Annotated in this window: 13 protein-coding genes and 1 riboswitch; of the genes, 12 read left to right on the top strand and 1 reads right to left on the bottom strand. The window is 44.6% G+C overall.

Annotated features, from left to right (window positions below; all coding sequences use genetic code 11):
• Positions 1–9: 9 nt before the first annotated feature.
• Positions 10–99: riboswitch (glycine riboswitch) on the top strand.
• Between the two features lie 141 nt (positions 100–240).
• From gcvT to G3W54_RS06265, 4 genes are read left to right on the top strand one after another with little or no spacing between them, the layout of a single operon-like run.
• Positions 241–1,362: a glycine cleavage system aminomethyltransferase GcvT gene (gcvT, locus tag G3W54_RS06280; RefSeq protein WP_244627843.1), complete on the top strand. Its 1,122-nt coding sequence runs from the start codon at positions 241–243 to the stop codon at positions 1,360–1,362.
• A 12-nt stretch (positions 1,363–1,374) separates the two neighbouring features.
• Positions 1,375–1,740, top strand: a complete 366-nt coding sequence (gene gcvH, locus G3W54_RS06275; RefSeq protein ID WP_197742849.1) for a glycine cleavage system protein GcvH — start codon at positions 1,375–1,377, stop codon at positions 1,738–1,740.
• Positions 1,741–1,752: 12 nt separating this feature from the next.
• The gene (gcvP, locus tag G3W54_RS06270; RefSeq protein WP_162652247.1) at positions 1,753–4,593 is read left to right on the top strand and encodes an aminomethyl-transferring glycine dehydrogenase; all 2,841 of its coding nucleotides are present in this window, start codon (positions 1,753–1,755) and stop codon (positions 4,591–4,593) included.
• Entirely contained in the window at positions 4,590–4,937 is a 348-nt protein-coding gene (locus G3W54_RS06265; protein WP_162652246.1) for an antibiotic biosynthesis monooxygenase, read from the top strand. Before gcvP ends, G3W54_RS06265 begins: the two co-directional genes overlap by 4 nt.
• A gap of 61 nt (positions 4,938–4,998) precedes the next feature.
• Here G3W54_RS06265 and G3W54_RS06260 read toward each other — a convergent pair whose 3' ends face one another.
• Positions 4,999–5,418, bottom strand: coding sequence for a hypothetical protein (locus tag G3W54_RS06260; protein ID WP_162652245.1), 420 nt, complete (start codon positions 5,416–5,418; stop codon positions 4,999–5,001).
• Between the two features lie 346 nt (positions 5,419–5,764).
• Here G3W54_RS06260 and secE point away from each other — a divergent pair, with 346 nt between their 5' ends.
• The 8 genes from secE (at position 5,765) to rpoC (ending at position 17,891) form a co-directional block, all read left to right on the top strand.
• Positions 5,765–5,965 carry a preprotein translocase subunit SecE gene (secE, locus tag G3W54_RS06255; RefSeq protein WP_162652244.1) on the top strand — a complete coding sequence of 67 codons (201 nt, stop codon included), beginning with the start codon at positions 5,765–5,767 and terminating at the stop codon, positions 5,963–5,965.
• An 18-nt stretch (positions 5,966–5,983) separates the two neighbouring features.
• Complete coding sequence (gene nusG / locus G3W54_RS06250; protein ID WP_162652243.1) at positions 5,984–6,514, top strand: transcription termination/antitermination protein NusG; 531 nt, start codon at positions 5,984–5,986, stop codon at positions 6,512–6,514.
• Positions 6,515–6,675: 161 nt separating this feature from the next.
• Positions 6,676–7,104 (top strand): 50S ribosomal protein L11, encoded by a 429-nt coding sequence (gene rplK / locus G3W54_RS06245; protein WP_162652242.1) that lies wholly within the window; start codon positions 6,676–6,678, stop codon positions 7,102–7,104.
• 4 nt (positions 7,105–7,108) lie between these two features.
• On the top strand, positions 7,109–7,807 hold the full coding sequence (gene rplA, locus G3W54_RS06240) for a 50S ribosomal protein L1 (protein ID WP_162652241.1): 699 nt from the start codon (positions 7,109–7,111) through the stop codon (positions 7,805–7,807).
• 341 nt (positions 7,808–8,148) lie between these two features.
• On the top strand, positions 8,149–8,670 hold the full coding sequence (rplJ, locus tag G3W54_RS06235; RefSeq protein ID WP_162652240.1) for a 50S ribosomal protein L10: 522 nt from the start codon (positions 8,149–8,151) through the stop codon (positions 8,668–8,670).
• Positions 8,671–8,733: 63 nt separating this feature from the next.
• Positions 8,734–9,108, top strand: a complete 375-nt coding sequence (gene rplL / locus G3W54_RS06230; RefSeq protein WP_162652239.1) for a 50S ribosomal protein L7/L12 — start codon at positions 8,734–8,736, stop codon at positions 9,106–9,108.
• A 236-nt stretch (positions 9,109–9,344) separates the two neighbouring features.
• Positions 9,345–13,490, top strand: coding sequence for a DNA-directed RNA polymerase subunit beta (rpoB, locus tag G3W54_RS06225; protein ID WP_162652238.1), 4,146 nt, complete (start codon positions 9,345–9,347; stop codon positions 13,488–13,490).
• 183 nt (positions 13,491–13,673) lie between these two features.
• Positions 13,674–17,891 (top strand): DNA-directed RNA polymerase subunit beta', encoded by a 4,218-nt coding sequence (gene rpoC, locus G3W54_RS06220; protein WP_162652237.1) that lies wholly within the window; start codon positions 13,674–13,676, stop codon positions 17,889–17,891.
• The last annotated feature ends 784 nt before the right edge of the window (positions 17,892–18,675 follow it).

The following is an 18,675-nucleotide window of genomic DNA, read 5'->3' as shown; positions in this document are numbered from 1 at the left end:
TTCATTCATATATCGAAAACGGGAGACACTGGTATTTTATCAGGGCCGAAGGAGCAACTGCCTCGGAAACTCTCAGGCGAAATGGACCGTTTCGATATAGACTCTGGAGAGTGGCTTAACTGCCCGCCGAAGGGATAACGATCTCAGGCACCAAGACAGAGGAGGCATCTTAGCAAGGCGTAAGCCTTGATCTTTAAGGTGCTGATAATTTCAGCCAAATAGATAAATGAGGTGGCTGATATGTTAAAAACACCCTTGTATGATTTTCATGTAGCGCATGGTGCTAAAATGGTACCGTTTGCTGGTTATAATATGCCTGTTCAATATCCATTGGGTGTTATGGGTGAGCATACTCACACTCGGGAAAAGGCTGGTCTATTTGATGTCAGCCACATGGGGCAGGTTTTGTTGCGAGCCAAGTCTGGTGACAACAAAGATGCAGCATTAGCGCTCGAAACACTTGTTCCTATGGATATTTTGGGGCTTGGCGAAGAACGTCAGCGTTATGCGCTTTTCACAGCAGATGATGGCGGCATTCTTGATGATTTGATGGTCACAAATAGAGGCGATCATCTTTACCTCGTAATCAATGCGGCGCGAAAAGATCATGATATAGGACATTTGCAGTCTCATATTAGTGATCATTGTGAGGTCGAAGTCATCGAAGACCGCGCACTTATTGCGCTACAGGGCCCGCTTGCCGAAACAGCATTAATTCGCATCTTTCCTCAAGTGGCGACCATGCGTTTTATGGACAACCGTAGTTTTATGACGAGCTTTGGTGAAGTTTGGATATCCAGATCAGGTTATACAGGCGAAGATGGATACGAAATTTCTATATTATCTGATCGCGCAGAAGAGTTTGCGGACAAGCTGACTGGAATGGATGAAGTTGAACCAATAGGTCTTGGCGCGCGTGATAGTTTGAGGCTTGAGGGTGGCTTGTGCCTTTATGGAAACGATATTGATGAGAGCACTTCACCAACTGAAGCAACCTTAAATTGGTCTATTCAGAAGGTGAGACGAGACGGTGGCGAAAGAGCAGGTGGCTTTTTGGGTGAAGCGGTAATTTTGCCACAGCTCGTAAATGGTACATCAAGAAGGCGAGTTGGAATTCTTCCAGAAGGGCGTGCGCCTATGCGTGGTGGCACATTACTATTTGCATCTGAAACAGGTGAAGAGCCTATTGGAAAAATTACATCTGGTGGTTTTGGACCAACTTTGGGTCAGCCTGTTTCTATGGGATATCTTCACTCGAGATATGCAATCATAGGTACGAAAATTTTTGCAGACGTCAGGGGTAAGCGTTTGCCTGCAAGTGTTGCCAGCCTGCCTTTTGTAAAAGCAAATTTTAAACGATAATTGAGGGATATTATTATGAAATACACTGAAGAGCATGAATGGTTGAAGCCGGAAGGCGATGAGTTCATTGTTGGAATTACACAACACGCAGCTGATGCGCTTGGCGAACTAGTATTTGTTGAACTTCCAGATGTCGGCAATGAATATTCGAAAGGTGACGATGTCGTTGTGATTGAAAGCGTCAAAGCTGCGTCTGATATTCTTGCGCCACTTGATGGTGAAATCACTGCGGTTAACCAAACCGTTGCGGATAACCCAACTTTGGTGAATGAAGACCCGACGGCTGCGGCATGGTTCTTTAAAATGAAGTTAAAAGACCCATCTGAATATGATGGTTTGATGGATGAAGCTGCTTACAAAGCACATATTGGCGAATAAGCGAGACGAATAATGAGCTATAATTTGACGGACTACGACCCATTTGATTTTGCCAATCGGCGACATATTGGACCTTCACCGCAAGAAACAGAGGAAATGCTCCATGTCGTCGGGGTTAAATCCCTTGATGATTTAATTGATCAGACAGTTCCGAAGACTATCCGTCAAAAAACACCGCTCGAAAACCCGCCATTGTCGCAAAATGAGTTGCTCGATCATATGCGCAAGGTCAGCCGCATGAATAAGGTTGTGCCATCTCTTATCGGGCAGGGGTATTATGATACATTCACACCGCCGCCAATTCAGCGCAATATTTTTGAAAATCCAGCTTGGTATACAGCCTATACGCCTTACCAGCCGGAAATTTCACAAGGACGTCTAGAGGCGCTTTTGAATTTTCAAACAATGATTATTGATTTAACTGGGCTTGAAGTTGCCAATGCATCTTTGCTCGATGAAGCAACTGCTTGTGCAGAAGCTATGGTTATGGCGCAACGCGTGGCAAAATCGAAATCAAAAATGTTTTTTATTGATGAGAATTGCCACCCACAAAACATCTCGGTGATGCGAACGCGTGCAGAGCCGCTAGATATTGAATTGGTAATCGGTGCACCCGATGCGCTAAATCCTGATGAAGTATATGGTGCTATCTTCCAGTATCCGGGTACCTATGGTCATGTAAGAGATTTTACCGATCAAATTTCTGCACTTCATGAAGCAAAGGCAATTGGGATTGTGACAGCAGATCCTTTGTCTTTAACTTTGCTCAAAGAGCCCGGCGCAATGGGAGCTGATATAGCGGTTGGTTCAACACAAAGATTTGGTATTCCGCTCGGCTTTGGTGGTCCGCATGCCGCCTATATGGCGACCAAAGATGCATTTAAACGTTCTATGCCAGGCCGTATTGTCGGTGTTTCAATCGATTCTCATGGCAACAAAGCTTATCGTTTGGCGTTGCAAACCCGCGAACAACACATCCGGCGCGAGAAGGCGACATCTAATGTTTGTACTGCTCAGGCATTGTTGGCCGTTATGGCATCAATGTACGGTGTGTTTTATGGTCCGGATGGACTAAAAGCGATTGCACAACGAATTCATCTTAAAGCCGCCAAGCTTGCCGCCGGTATTGAGAAGCTTGGTTTTAAAGTCGAGCCGGAAACTTATTTTGATACAATCACAGTTGATGTTGGTAACCTTCAGAGTGTTGTCATCAAGTCCGCTGTGAATGAGGGTGTCAATCTTCGCGCTGTTGGTGATACCAAAATTGGCATGAGCGTTGATGAAATGACCAACGACAAAATTATTCACGCTGTTTGGACTGCGTTTGGTTTGAATGAGCGCGATTTTGTTGATGATGCAGATTACTGTCTTCCAGATGGCATGGCCCGCCAAAGTGAATATATGACGCATTCTATATTCCACATGAACCGATCAGAAGCGGAAATGACGCGTTATATGCGTCGTTTGGCAGACCGCGATTTAGCGCTTGATCGTGCGATGATACCGCTCGGTTCGTGTACAATGAAGCTTAATGCTGCAGCGGAGATGATACCGGTCAGTTGGTCAGGTTTTGCGAATATTCATCCGTTTGCTCCAACAGATCAAACGCATGGTTATCAATTGATGATCAAGGATCTTTCTGACAAACTTTGTGAAATAACAGGTTATGATGCGATCTCTATGCAACCAAATTCCGGCGCGCAGGGTGAGTTTGCGGGGTTGTTATCTATTTCTTCTTATCATAATGCGAATGGCGAAGGACATCGAAATATCTGTCTTATTCCAACCTCAGCGCATGGTACAAACCCTGCATCTGCTCAAATGGTAGGTTATAAGGTTGTCGTCGTCGCAAGTTCTGAAAATGGCGATATCGATGTAGAGGATTTCCGTAAGAAAGCGGAACAACATGCTGATAACTTAGCTGCATGTATGATTACTTATCCATCGACCCATGGTGTATTTGAGGAAACAGTTCGCGAGATTTGTGAAATCACACATAAGTTTGGCGGTCAAGTCTATCTTGATGGCGCAAATTTGAACGCTATGGTTGGCGTGGCTCAACCAGGTGACATTGGTTCTGATGTATCGCACCTTAATTTGCATAAAACATTTTGCATTCCACATGGCGGCGGTGGGCCGGGAATGGGACCAATTGGTGTAAAAAAACACCTTATCCCTCATTTGCCTGGTCATAATGAACTTGGGACAGAAGGTGCGGTATCTGCAGCTCCTTATGGGTCGGCCAGTTTGCTTCCTATTTCTTGGGCTTATTGTCTGATGATGGGTGGTGAGGGGCTTACGCGTGCCACACAATTTGCGATATTGAATGCAAATTATATTGCGAAACGTCTGGGCGATGCGTATCCGGTTTTGTACCGAGGGCCAAATGGCCGCGTAGCACACGAGTGCATTATTGATACAAGGCCTCTGGCTGAGTTCGGTGTGAGCGTTGATGATGTTGCAAAACGTCTCATCGACAGCGGTTTTCATGCGCCGACCATGTCATTTCCTGTTGCTGGTACTTTGATGATCGAGCCAACGGAATCTGAGCCTAAGGCTGAGTTGGATAGGTTCTGTGATGCAATGCTTGCTATCCGTCAGGAAGCGCAGGATGTAGCGGACGGTAAGTACCCGGCAGACAATAATCCACTAAGTAATGCGCCACACACGATGCGTGATTTGGTGGGTGAATGGGATCGTCCATATTCAAGAGAGCAGGGGTGTTTCCCTCCAGGATCATTCTCAGTTGATAAATATTGGTCGCCAGTCAATCGCGTCGATAATGCCTATGGCGATCGTAATTTGATTTGCTCCTGCCCTCCAATGGAAGACTATTTGGATGCTGCAGAATGATTGGTGTGATTTTTGAGGTTCTGCCGCATGAGCGACATAAGCAGGAATATCTCGATATTGCTGCTTCATTGCGCCCTGAGCTTGAAAAGATCAAAGGCTTCATCTCAATTGAGCGCTTTCAGAGCTTGAGTGACCCTAACAAAATACTGTCTTTGTCGTTTTATGAAAATGAAGCAGCATTGGATGAGTGGCGAAATCTACACTCACACCGCAGTGCCCAAAGCAAAGGGCGGGGCGGGTTATTTGAAGATTATCGAATTCGTATTATTAGCGTAGTGCGTGATTATGGCATGTTTGAACGTGAAGAAGCCCCGAAAGATAGTCGGGACCTGCATGATAATTAAGCGTATCACCTAACTCCCGCGATAAGCATTAGAAATATTATTAGATGCGGTTCCTAGTCATTTAGTTTAGCTGGTAGCTATGAGTGGTCCCGTTGCCCTTTTTGCGTTTTAGAATTAGCGTCTTTCCATTAAGAGCAATTTGCTGGCATTCATTTGGAAGTGATAAAAGTCCAATACGGGCACTTCGGCACCAGTATCTTCCATTCCAATCCCACCTTCCTTTAATGTTTATACCTTTGAATTTACCTCTAATTTGGCCATTTGGTTGTGCAATCATCCAGGTGTTGAGTTTTGCATCTGTGATTTTCTTGCCGGCAACTTTCTGGATGAACTCCGCTTTGCTTTCGACAACATCTCTAGCTTGAACGCTTCCTGACGATATATTCAGAATTGCGAAGACAAAAATCAAAAATCTAATTTGACGCATTACTATTTCATGTTGCATGTATAATATTACGTCACGGTCGGTATTTTGGATCATTAAAGACCCTCCGATAGAAATGCCATTGAGGTTGTGCACCTAAGAAAAGCATAATTTCTGAGTGCTGAACCTTTGGTAGCATGCGGGTCCGAATCGGACCCCTCATTTGGTCTCACATATCTCAATGTAATTTTTCGAACATTTGGTCTTGAAGTTCGTTAAACAAGTCCATACTTACCATCTAATGATTTAAGCGAATGAAGTTACGTCAGAAAATGCGTATTTTTAATCGATTATTTCGATAAAGCCCTTGAGGTTTTCTAAAACGATCTATAAGTAGTGTCTGATGACTTACGCGGCGCGTTCGGCACTTATGCTGACCGTGCCGTAAAGATATGGGTGAATAATGGCTTCAAAATCTAATCCATTCACGTTCCTGCAAGAGGTTCGTTCCGAAACGGCCAAGGTCGTTTGGCCGACGCGTCGAGAGACTGTGATCTCGACCATTATGGTTCTTGTGATGGTGTTTCTTGCTGCAATATTCTTTTTTGCAGCAGATCAAATTTTGAGCGTTGTTATTTCGTTCATTCTTAATTTCGGTTCTTAAACGAGGCTCGTAGAAAATATGGCTGTACGCTGGTACATCGTTCATGCTTACTCAAATTTTGAGAAGAAGGTCGCTGAATCGATTCAGGAACAAGCGCGTCAAAAGGGTTTAGATCACCATTTTGAACAGATCTTGGTCCCTGTTGAAAAAACTGTTGAGGTTCGCAGAGGTCGTAAGGTCGATGCTGAGCGCAAGTTTTTCCCTGGTTATGTGATGGTTCAGGCTAATTTAACTGATGCGGTTCATAACCTAATCAAGAATACGCCTAAAGTGACCGGATTTTTGGGTGGTGATGGTAAGCCGTTACCTATTCCCGATAGGGAAGCAGAAGAAATTCTGACGCAAATTCAAGAGGGTGTGGAGCGTCCGAAGCCTTCAGTAATGTTCGATATCGGTGAGCAAGTTCAGGTTTCTGATGGTCCTTTCGCTTCATTTAACGGGGTCGTTCAAGAAGTTGATGAAGAGCGTGCGAGGCTTAAGGTTGAAGTTTCGATCTTTGGGCGTGCAACGCCTGTCGAACTTGAATATGCACAAGTAGAAAAAGTTTAAGCGCCGTTTACGGTGCTTTTTCGCGTGGGAGGCGTCTTGATCTAGCCGATCTTTGATACTGTACCACGCAACCGCAGCCGCTGATCAAATGGTCAGCAAATTATCCTTCGGGATTTTACTCATGCATTATGTATGGGGAATAAATAAAAGGCAGAGCTATTATGGCTAAAAAAATTGCTGGAGTGTTGAAGTTGCAGGTTCCTGCTGGTTCGGCAAATCCGTCACCTCCAATTGGTCCTGCGCTGGGTCAGCGAGGCATTAATATTATGGAATTCTGTAAGGCATTTAATGCTGCAACAGGTGAAATGGAAAAAGGTGCGCCAATTCCTTGCGCAATTACCTATTACCAAGATAAGTCTTTCACTTTCAAAATGAAGCAGCCTCCTATGAGCTACTTGATCAAGAAAGCTGCAAACTTGAAATCTGGCTCAAAAGAGCCTGGTAAATCTATCATTACTAGTCTTACAAAAGATCAAGTGCGTGATATTGCCGAAGCTAAGATGAAAGATCTTAATGCTGCTGACATCGAAGGTGCGATGTTGATGGTTGAAGGTTCAGCCCGCTCAATGGGTATTGAGGTCAAAGGATAATATCATGGCAAAATTAGGTAAAAGAACAAAAAAGAATATCGAAGGCCTTAATAATGAAGAGCTTCATGCGTTGGAAGCTGCCATTTCTAAGGTCAAAGAGCGTGCCAATGCAAAGTTTGATGAAACAATTGAAGTTGCAATGAATTTGGGTGTTGATCCACGCCATGCCGACCAAATGGTACGCGGTGTTGTGAACCTGCCATCAGGTACAGGTCGCTCTGTTCGCGTGGCAGTATTTGCTCGTGACGCGAAGGCTGATGAAGCTAAAGCAGCTGGTGCTGATGTCGTTGGTGCTGAAGAACTTGTTGCAGAAGTGCAAAAAGGCAATATCGATTTTGATCGTTGTATTGCTACGCCAGACATGATGCCACTTGTTGGTCGTTTGGGTAAGGTACTTGGTCCGCGTGGCATGATGCCAAACCCTAAAGTTGGTACGGTGACGATGGATGTTAAGGCAGCTGTTGATGCTTCTAAAGGCGGAGCTGTTGAGTTTCGCGTTGAAAAAGCTGGCATCGTGCATGCAGGGGTTGGTAAAGCTTCATTTGATGAGAGTGCAATTCTTGCAAATGTAAAAGCATTTATCGATGCTGTTATTAAAGCTAAGCCATCTGGCTCAAAGGGTGTTTACTTGAAGCGGATTTCTATCTCTTCAACAATGGGGCCTGGCTTTAAGATCGATACAGCTGGCGTTGCTGGCGAGTAATAAATTGATTGTCAGTCATAATAGATTGATATAGAAGAATTTTTGGCCGTTTATTAAGTGGCCAAAATTATCTCAGGAAACTGAGATACCCTGTCCGAGATTGTAGGCGATCTTCTTTGGAGATCTTAATATCCGCCCGCATGAGATAGGTCGAGCAAATTAAAACAAGTTGTTTTGTTTGGTTCGAACCTTGCGAATGCCTTCACCTTTCACAAGCATTGCTTGTTACGGGTAAGGGGACAGGATCCTCAACGTCGTTTGTGGGATCAGTTTGGTCTCATAGAAGGCAAATGCAAACCGACATGTTTGATTTTTCAAATGTGTTAACTGGAGAAACGTAAGTGGAAAAAGCTGAGAAAAGCGAATTCGTTACAGAATTGAACGGCGTCTTTAAAGAAGCTGGTTCAGTTGTTGTAGCCCACTATGCCGGTCTTACAGTGGCGCAAATGAGTGAACTTCGCTCAAAAATGCGTGTTGCTGGCGGTACCGTCAAAGTCGCGAAAAACAGCCTTGCCAAAATTGCTCTTCAGGGTACGGAGTCAGAGGGTATGTCACAATACCTTACTGGTATGACAGTCTTAGCTTATAGCGAAGATCCTGTTGTTGCTCCGAAGGTTGCTGTTGAGTTTTCTAAGGCTAACGACAAACTTGTTATCCTTGGTGGCGCAATGGGAGCCACAGTACTAGACGAAAATGGTGTCAAGTCGCTTGCGACAATGCCATCTCTTGATGAACTACGTGCGAAACTTGTTGGTATGATTTCTACACCAGCTACGCGTATCGCTACAATCGTCAATAAACCTGGCACGCAAGTTGCTCAGGTTCTTAGTGCTTACTCTACGAAGGATGATGCGGCTGCATAGGCAGTTATCGTGATCGTTTAAAATTATTAAAACCGGTTCGAACCGAATTAAAGGATGAATAAAATGGCTGATCTTGCCAAACTAGTTGAAGAACTATCTAAACTAACAGTTTTGGAAGCTGCTGAGCTTTCTAAGATGCTTGAAGAAGAGTGGGGCGTTTCTGCTGCTGCTCCTGTAGCTGTTGCTGCTGTTGCTGCTGGCGATGCTGGTGGTTCTGCTGAAGAGCAAACAGAATTTGACGTTGTTCTTACAGAAGCTGGCTCAAACAAAATTGCTGTTATTAAAGAAGTGCGTGGACTTACAGGTCTTGGCCTTAAAGAAGCTAAAGAGCTTGTTGAAAGTGCACCTAAAGCAGTTAAAGAACAGATTTCTAAAGGTGAAGCTGAAGAAATCAAAAAGAAACTTGAAGAAGCTGGCGCTAAAGCTGAGCTTAAGTAAGTTAAGTATTTTGAGTGGAGGCGACGCAAATCGCCTTCGCTTATTCTGCGAGTGAAACTATTACCCAAGTAGCATTTTTTGCTGCTTGGGTAATGGGTTCTCTAAGGTAGGCCGGGACAGCTTAGTTTAAGCATCCAGATTGGTCACCAGCGTGTGGAATTCTCATAGTGCGGCATCGCTTGGCCAGCGATTATCCGCCACATGCAGGCTAGACAAACATGCAAAAAGGAGCGGCGATGGCTGAGAAGCTTTCCTTCAATGGTCGCAGACGCGTTCGTAAATTTTTTGGTAAAATTCCAGAAGTAATTGATATGCCGAACCTCATCGAGGTTCAGATGTCATCTTATGATCAATTCTTAATGGTTGAAGAACCTGAGGGTGGTCGTGGTGATGAGGGTCTACAGTCCGTATTTAAGTCTGTTTTCCCGATTTCAGACTTTTCCGGTGCTGCCACAATGGAATTCGTATCCTACGAATTTGAGCCACCTAAATTTGATACAGAAGAGTGCCGTCAGCGCGATTTGACATATTCAGCGCCGCTGAAAGTCACATTACGTCTGATCGTTTTTGATATTGATGAGGATACAGGTGCCAAGTCTGTTAAAGATATCAAAGAGCAAAACGTTTATATGGGCGACATGCCTTTGATGACACCAAACGGTACATTTATCGTTAATGGTACTGAGCGTGTTATTGTTTCTCAAATGCACCGTTCACCTGGTGTGTTCTTTGATCATGATAAAGGCAAAAGCCATTCATCTGGTAAGTTGCTTTTCGCTGCTCGTGTTATTCCTTACCGTGGTTCATGGTTGGATATCGAGTTTGATGCGAAAGATATCGTTCACGCTCGTATTGATCGTCGTCGTAAAATTCCAGTGACATCATTGTTGATGGCTCTTGGTCTCGATCCTGAAGAGATTTTAGAATTCTTCTATACAAAATCTACTTTTGAGTTTGATGGCGAAAACTGGCGTATTCCGTTCAATGCGGATACGTTAAAGGGCACTAAAGCCTCTGCTGACATGATTGATGCAGATAGTGGTGAAGTTGTTGTTGAACTTGGTAAGAAAATAACACCGCGTTTGATCAAGCAACTTGCTGAAAAGAACGTTAAAGCTATTCGAGCAACTGAAGAAGACCTCTTCGGCAATTATGTCGCTGAAGATATTGTCAACATGGAAACTGGTGAGATTTACCTTGAAGCCGGTGATGAACTTGATGATAAAACGCTTCCAATGTTGGTAGAAGCTGGTTTTAAAGAACTTCCAATTCTGGATATTGATCACATCAATATTGGTTCTTACATCCGCAACACATTATCAGTGGATAAAAATTCAAGCCGCCAAGATGCATTGTTTGATATTTATCGTGTGATGCGTCCAGGTGAGCCGCCGACCATGGATTCTGCTGAAGCAATGTTTAAATCATTGTTCTTCGATTCAGAACGTTACGATCTTTCTGCAGTTGGTCGCGTGAAAATGAACATGCGTCTTGATCTTGATGCGGAAGACACGGTTCGTGTTCTTCGCAAAGAAGACATCATGGCAGTTGTTAAAACGCTTGTAGAATTGCGTGATGGCAAAGGCGAGATTGACGATATTGACAACTTGGGTAACCGTCGTGTTCGTTCAGTTGGCGAGCTTATGGAGAACCAATATCGCATTGGTCTTCTTCGCATGGAACGTGCAATTAAAGAGCGTATGTCATCTATTGAGATCGACACAGTTATGCCGCAGGATTTGATTAATGCAAAACCTGCTGCTGCCGCTGTTCGTGAGTTCTTTGGTTCATCGCAATTGTCACAGTTTATGGACCAAGTGAATCCATTGTCAGAGATTACGCATAAGCGTCGTCTTTCTGCATTGGGGCCAGGTGGTCTAACACGTGAGCGTGCTGGCTTTGAAGTACGTGACGTTCATCCAACTCACTATGGTCGTATCTGCCCAATTGAGACCCCTGAGGGTCCAAATATTGGTTTGATCAATTCATTGGCTACATTTGCTCGTGTGAATAAATATGGTTTCATTGAGAGCCCATATCGTAAAGTTGTTGATGGTCGTGTGACTGAAGACGTTGTTTATCTTTCAGCAATGGAAGAAGCTAAATATCGCGTTGGACAGGCTAATGCTGAAGTTTCAGCTGATGGCGTTATCGTCAATGATTTCGTTATCTGCCGTCATTCTGGCGATGTGATGATGGTTCCGCGTGAAAATGTTGACCTCATGGATGTTTCGCCGAAGCAGCTGGTATCAGTTGCTGCGGCATTGATCCCGTTCCTTGAGAACGATGATGCGAACCGTGCATTGATGGGTTCAAACATGCAGCGTCAGGCTGTTCCGCTATTGCGCGCTGAAGCGCCATTTGTTGGTACGGGTATGGAGCCAATTGTGGCCTCAGACTCCGGCGCTGCGATTGGTGCAAAACGTGGCGGTGTAGTTGATCAGGTTGATGCAACACGTATCGTTATTCGTGCTACGGAAGATCTTGATGTAACCAAATCTGGTGTTGATATTTACCGTTTGCAGAAATATCAGCGCTCCAACCAAAACACTTGTATCAATCAACGTCCGCTAGTGACTGTTGGAGATGTGGTCAATAAAGGCGATATTCTTGCCGATGGTCCATCAACTGATCTTGGTGACTTGGCTCTTGGTCGCAATGCGCTTGTCGCGTTTATGCCTTGGAACGGTTATAACTTTGAGGATTCAATCCTTCTATCAGAACGTATTGTTCGTGATGATGTGTTTACCTCTATTCACATTGATGAATATGAAGTGATGGCGCGTGATACGAAACTCGGTCCTGAGGAAATCACGCGTGATATTCCTAACGTTTCTGAAGAGGCTCTTAAGAACCTCGACGAGGCAGGTATTGTTTATATCGGTGCTGAAGTTAAACCTGGCGATATTCTTGTTGGTAAGATTACACCTAAAGGCGAAAGCCCTATGACACCTGAAGAGAAGCTTTTGCGAGCGATCTTTGGTGAGAAGGCTTCTGATGTACGTGATACATCAATGCGTATGCCTCCTGGTGGTGTTGGTACTATCGTGGAAGTTCGAGTTTTCAACCGCCATGGCGTTGAAAAAGATGAGCGTGCAATGGCTATTGAGCGCGAAGAAATCGAACGTCTAGCTAAAGACCGTGATGATGAGCAGGCCATTTTGGACCGTAATATCTATGCACGTTTGTCTGATATGCTTAAGGGCACGCCAGCAATTGCAGGCCCTAAAGGCTTCAAAAAGGGTGCTGAGATTACGGATGAGCTTTTAGCTGATTATCCGCGTTCACAATGGTTCCTCTTTGCGGTTGAAGACGAGAAGAAACAAGAAAAGGTCGAAGCTCTTCGTACACAGTATGATGAGTCAAAATCTCGCCTTGAAGCTCTCTTCATGGATAAGGTCGAAAAAGTTCAACGTGGCGATGAAATGCTTCCGGGCGTGATGAAAATGGTTAAAGTTTTCGTTGCTGTGAAGCGTAAAATTCAGCCAGGTGATAAAATGGCGGGTCGTCATGGTAACAAGGGTGTGGTTTCACGCATCTTGCCAAACGAAGATATGCCATTCCTCGAAGATGGTGAACATGTGGACGTGGTGCTAAACCCATTGGGTGTGCCGTCACGTATGAATGTTGGTCAGATTCTTGAAACACACCTTGGTTGGGCTTGTGCTGGTATGGGTAAGAAAATCGGCGATATGCTGGATGCTTACCGTGCGGAAGGTAATATCGAGCCACTGCGTGTAACACTTGATAGTGTTATGGGCGAGGGACCTAAGGGTGACTCAATGGACAATTATGACGATGAGTCAGTTGTTCGTTTGGCTGAGCAAACACGCCGCGGCGTTTCAATTGCAACACCAGTTTTTGATGGTGCTGTTGAAAAAGACGTCAACGAAATGCTTGTTAAGGCTGGATTGCACGAAAGTGGTCAATCACAGCTCTATGATGGGCGTACCGGTGAAATGTTCGATCGTCCTGTGACCGTTGGTTACATTTATATGCTTAAATTGAACCACTTGGTGGACGACAAAATCCACGCACGTTCAATTGGGCCGTACTCACTTGTCACCCAGCAGCCACTTGGCGGTAAAGCCCAGTTTGGTGGTCAGCGCTTTGGTGAGATGGAAGTGTGGGCACTTGAAGCATATGGTGCAGCGTACACATTGCAGGAAATGCTCACGGTTAAATCCGATGACGTTGCCGGTCGTACGAAGGTTTATGAAGCCATTGTTCGAGGTGATGATACTTTCGAAGCTGGTATCCCAGAGAGTTTCAATGTTCTGGTTAAAGAGATGCGTTCTCTAGGCCTGAATGTCGAACTTGAAGATACTCGTGTCGAAGAGATCGAAGACGGTGCGGACGAGCCAGCAGAGCCTGCTGAATAGTCTGAGAAGTTTAGGTGTGGCAGAGGATTAAGCTCTGCCGCACTATTCATCATTGTTCACTTTGCGAGTTTTTAAGTGGGCGAGGGCCGTTATCGGTCGTTAGGATTTCAGTGGTATTACGAGCCGGAGCGTAAAGCGGCCTAATACGACAAAACGGGGCGAAGCCTCACGAAGGAGACATACATGAACCAAGAGGTCATGAATCTTTTCAATCCAACCGCGCCAGCGCAAACCTTTGATTCAATCCGGATTTCTATTGCTAGTCCGGAAAAAATTCTATCATGGTCGTTTGGCGAGATTAAAAAGCCTGAAACAATCAACTATCGTACGTTCAAGCCTGAGCGCGATGGTCTATTCTGCGCTCGTATCTTTGGTCCGATCAAAGATTACGAATGCCTGTGCGGTAAATATAAACGCATGAAGTATAAAGGCGTTATCTGCGAGAAGTGTGGCGTTGAAGTTACGCTTGCACGTGTTCGCCGTGAACGCATGGGTCACATTGAGCTGGCTGCTCCTGTGGCACATATCTGGTTCTTGAAATCGCTTCCTAGTCGTATCGCTACTTTGCTTGATATGACTTTGAAGGATATCGAGCGCGTTCTGTATTTCGAAAACTATATCGTAACAGAACCTGGTCTTACATCCCTTGGAGAACAACAGCTTCTTTCTGAAGAAGAATATATGCTTGCAAGTGATGAGTTCGGTGAAGATACATTTACTGCGATGATTGGTGCGGAAGCTATTTTTGAATTGCTTGCGTCTATGGATCTTGTTGAAATTGCAGGCCAGCTTCGTGCGGATCTAGCAGAAACAACATCTGAGCTTAAAACCAAGAAATTCATGAAGCGTCTCAAAGTCGTTGAAAACTTCATTGAATCTGGTAACCGTCCGGAGTGGATGATCCTGAAAATCGTTCCAGTGATTCCGCCGGATCTTCGTCCATTGGTTCCGCTGGATGGTGGTCGTTTTGCGACATCCGATTTGAACGATCTTTATCGTCGTGTGATCAACCGTAACAACCGCTTGAAGCGTCTTATGGAGCTTCGTGCTCCTGGAATCATCATCCGAAACGAGAAGCGCATGCTTCAAGAATCTGTTGATGCTCTGTTTGATAATGGTCGTCGTGGTCGTGTGATTACTGGTGCTAATAAACGCCCGCTGAAATCACTATCAGATATGCTTAAAGGTAAGCAGGGTCGTTTCCGTCAGAACTTGCTCGGTAAACGGGTTGATTATTCTGGTCGCTCGGTGATTGTGTCTGGTCCTGAGTTGAAACTACACCAGTGTGGTTTGCCTAAGAAAATGGCTTTGGAACTTTTCAAACCATTTATCTATGCTCGTCTTGACGCTAAAGGCTTTTCTTCAACTGTGAAGCAAGCCAAAAAATTGGTTGAGAAGGAAAAACCAGAAGTTTGGGATATCCTCGATGAGGTTATTCGTGAGCATCCGGTTCTACTAAACCGCGCGCCTACATTGCACAGATTGGGCATTCAAGCATTTGAACCTACCTTGGTTGAAGGTAAAGCTATCCAGCTTCATCCGCTTGTATGTACAGCCTTTAATGCTGACTTTGATGGTGACCAAATGGCGGTACACGTGCCGCTATCACTGGAAGCACAGCTTGAAGCTCGTGTCTTGATGATGTCAACAAACAACATCTTGCACCCGGCCAATGGTCAACCGATCATCGTGCCTTCGCAAGATATGGTTCTTGGTATTTATTATCTATCAATCATGAACTCGAACGAGCCTGGCGAAGACATGGCCTTCTCTGATATGGGTGAATTGCACCACGCGCTGGATAATGGTGTTGTGACACTTCATGCAAAAATCAAAGGTCGTTTCAAATCAGTTGATGAAGAAGGTAATCCAACTTCTGAAATTGTTGAAACAACACCTGGCCGTATGATCATTGGTGAATTGCTTCCGAAGAATGCCAAAGTCGTATTTGATGTTTGCAATCAGATTATGACTAAGAAGAACATTTCGAAAATGATCGATGATGTTTATCGTCATTGTGGTCAGAAAGAAGCGGTTATCTTCTGTGACCGTATCATGCAACTTGGCTTTAAGCATGCTTGTATGGCTGGTATTTCCTTCGGTAAGGATGACATGATCATTCCTGATTCTAAGAAAACTATTGTTTCCGATACTGAGACAATGGTTCAGGATTATGAGCAGCAGTATAATGACGGTCTGATCACCAAAGGTGAGAAATACAACAAGGTCATTGATGCTTGGGGTAAAGCCAACGAAAAAGTAACCGATGAGATGATGGATCTTCTTAAAGCGGTTGTTTTCGATGAAGATGGTCGTCAAAAGCAGATCAACTCGATTTACATGATGAGCCACTCTGGTGCTCGTGGTTCTGTGAACCAGATGCGTCAGCTTGGTGGTATGCGTGGCCTTATGGCTAAACCTTCTGGTGAGATTATCGAAACTCCGATCATCTCAAACTTTAAAGAAGGCTTGACTGTGAATGAGTACTTTAACTCCACTCACGGTGCGCGTAAGGGTCTTGCCGATACTGCGCTTAAAACGGCTAACTCCGGTTATCTGACACGTCGTTTGGTTGATGTTGCTCAGGATTGCATCATCACTCAGCCTGATTGTGGCACTGATAAGGGTCTTACAATGACACCTATCGTTGACGCGGGTCAGGTTGTTGCGCCGATTGGTCAGCGCGTCTTGGGTCGCACGATCCTTGTGGATGTTATCAACCCTGCCGATGGTAGTGTTCTGATCCCTGCAGGTCGTATGGTTGACGAGGCGGATGTTATCAAAATTGAAGCGGCTGGTATTCAGTCGATTGAAATTCGTTCTCCGCTTACATGTGTATTGCAAAACGGTATTTGCGGCACATGTTATGGTCGTGACCTTGCACGTGGTACAAAAGCAAATATGGGTGAAGCTGTTGGTGTTATCGCAGCGCAATCCATTGGTGAGCCGGGTACTCAGCTTACTATGCGTACGTTCCACTTGGGCGGTACTGCGACAGTGGTGGATTCATCTTATATGGAAGCCTCTTATGAGGGGACTATCCGGATGAAGAACCGTAATATGGTTCGTCATAAAGACGGTCACCTGGTGGCTATGGGTCGTAACATGTCTGTCCAGATCATCGATGAAACTGGTGCAGAGCGCGCGTCACAACGTGTTAGTTATGGTTCTAAAATCTTTGTTGATGATGGTGATGCGGTTAATCGCGGTCAGCGCCTTGCTGAATGGGATCCGTACACACGCCCAATCATGACTGAGGTCACAGGTACGATTGACTTTGAGGATGTGGTTGATGGTGTTTCCGTTCTGGAAAGTGCCGATGAAGCAACGGGTATCACAAAGCGTCAGGTTATCGATTGGCGTTCTACGCCGCGCGGTGCTGATCTTAAGCCTGCAATTGTCATCAAAGACAAAGACGGCAATGTTGCAAAACTGGATCGTGGTGGCGAAGCTCGCTTCCTGCTTTCAGTGGATGCGATCTTGTCTGTGGAACCTGGTCAGAAAATCACTGCCGGTGAAGTGATTGCACGTTTCCCAATGGAAAGTGCAAAAACGAAAGATATTACTGGTGGTCTTCCGCGTGTTGCTGAACTTTTCGAAGCACGTCGTCCGAAAGATCATGCGATTATTGCTGAAATTGACGGTACAATTCGTTTTGGCCGCGATTACAAAAACAAGCGTCGCATTATCATCGAGCCAGCGGAAGAGGGTGTCGAACAGGCCGAATATCTCATTCCAAAAGGTAAACCGTTCCATCTGCAGGATGGTGACTTTATCGAAATGGGTGAATATATCCTCGACGGTAATCCAGCACCACATGACATCTTGGCTATTAAAGGCGTTGAGGCTTTGGCTTCTTACCTCGTTAATGAGATTCAAGAAGTTTATCGTCTGCAGGGCGTGTTGATCAATGATAAGCACATTGAGGTGATTGTTCGCCAGATGCTGCAAAAAGTTGAGATCACAGAAAGTGGTGATTCAACATATATCCCTGGTGATAATGTTGATAAGCTTGAGCTGCAAACGGTCAACAAGCGTTTGGAAGAAGATGGTCGTAAGCCTGCATCTGGTAACCCTGTTCTATTGGGTATTACCAAAGCTTCGCTTCAAACGCCTTCCTTCATCTCAGCGGCATCGTTCCAAGAGACAACGAAAGTTCTTACAGAAGGCGCAATTGCCGGTAAGACTGATACACTACAAGGTCTTAAAGAGAACGTTATCGTGGGTCGATTGATCCCAGCAGGTACGGGTGGCCAAATGAGCCAAATCCGCCGTGTCGCATCTCAACGTGATGAGCTTATTATCGAAGATAAGAAAGCAAATACTCAAGTTGAAGAAGCAGCTCCAATGCTGGAAGAACTAAGCGGCGATGCTACACCAGAGGAAACTCCGGCTGAGTAAGATTAGCTTGGATATTTGGAACCCCGTCAGCAATGGCGGGGTTTTTATTTGATAATAGATTTTTTGAATGAAGTTCAGTATCTATTTATAAGAGTACACACAGAACAGTTTCTATGCTAGCGTTGTGTTATCGAATACTGTAGGACAAAATAACTATTAAGAGTTGTTAGAGTCGTCTACCATGAGATGTTTTCGTTTAATTATTCTTGCCACCGCCTTGGTGTTAATGAACTTAAAGTCCGTTGTAAGTTTTGGTCTGGACAGTAATTGGAACACGCTAGAGTATGTTAATGAGCGTTTTTCCAATTTGACGTCGAGAATGTATGATTCCGCGCATGGAACGCAGATTTATTACACTTCAAGTAATGGACGGGTTTATTTAGTTTATCCTGGAAATTCTATTGTACTAAAAGGTCATTGGAAAGCACGTATGGGAGGTGTACCTACTAATAGGTTCGTGGAATTATGTTTTAAATACGGCTCAAATACCTACAATCCATCTACTAAGAGACGCGGTGGTAATTGGGCCTGCAGGTCGGCTGCTGGACCTTTACGAAGAAATAAGGAAATGTATAGAGGCGATATATTGAATCTTCAGAAGATGAATAAATTGCCGGCTGTATTGCCACGTGGAAGGAAACTTTCTATTTCAAATGTAATGAAACGATTTAAAATTCGAGGAAAACGCGGTCGAAATTTGGCAAGATAGTCGTCCATCTTTCCCTGTATACCAAAATCCTGTTGGGAACTTTTAAAAATGTTATACATTGATTTTATTGATGGT

Source organism: Lentilitoribacter sp. Alg239-R112 (genome assembly GCF_900537175.1).
In the GTDB taxonomy this organism is placed as follows: Bacteria; Pseudomonadota; Alphaproteobacteria; order Rhizobiales; family Rhizobiaceae; genus Lentilitoribacter.
Note: the sequence above shows the minus strand (reverse complement) of the source record. Positions and strands in the feature narration are given on the sequence as shown.

What these genes read in the sequence shown, in the direction of transcription:
- gcvT (WP_244627843.1), top strand. Translation starts at nt 241, where the DNA reads ATGTTAAAAACACCCTTGTATGATTTTCATGTAGCGCATGGTGCTAAA.
- gcvP (WP_162652247.1), top strand. Translation starts at nt 1,753, where the DNA reads ATGAGCTATAATTTGACGGACTACGACCCATTTGATTTTGCCAATCGG.
- G3W54_RS06265 (WP_162652246.1), top strand. Translation starts at nt 4,590, where the DNA reads ATGATTGGTGTGATTTTTGAGGTTCTGCCGCATGAGCGACATAAGCAG.
- G3W54_RS06260 (WP_162652245.1), bottom strand. Translation starts at nt 5,418, where the DNA reads ATGATCCAAAATACCGACCGTGACGTAATATTATACATGCAACATGAA.
- secE (WP_162652244.1), top strand. Translation starts at nt 5,765, where the DNA reads ATGGCTTCAAAATCTAATCCATTCACGTTCCTGCAAGAGGTTCGTTCC.
- nusG (WP_162652243.1), top strand. Translation starts at nt 5,984, where the DNA reads ATGGCTGTACGCTGGTACATCGTTCATGCTTACTCAAATTTTGAGAAG.
- rplK (WP_162652242.1), top strand. Translation starts at nt 6,676, where the DNA reads ATGGCTAAAAAAATTGCTGGAGTGTTGAAGTTGCAGGTTCCTGCTGGT.
- rplA (WP_162652241.1), top strand. Translation starts at nt 7,109, where the DNA reads ATGGCAAAATTAGGTAAAAGAACAAAAAAGAATATCGAAGGCCTTAAT.
- rplL (WP_162652239.1), top strand. Translation starts at nt 8,734, where the DNA reads ATGGCTGATCTTGCCAAACTAGTTGAAGAACTATCTAAACTAACAGTT.
- rpoB (WP_162652238.1), top strand. Translation starts at nt 9,345, where the DNA reads ATGGCTGAGAAGCTTTCCTTCAATGGTCGCAGACGCGTTCGTAAATTT.
- rpoC (WP_162652237.1), top strand. Translation starts at nt 13,674, where the DNA reads ATGAACCAAGAGGTCATGAATCTTTTCAATCCAACCGCGCCAGCGCAA.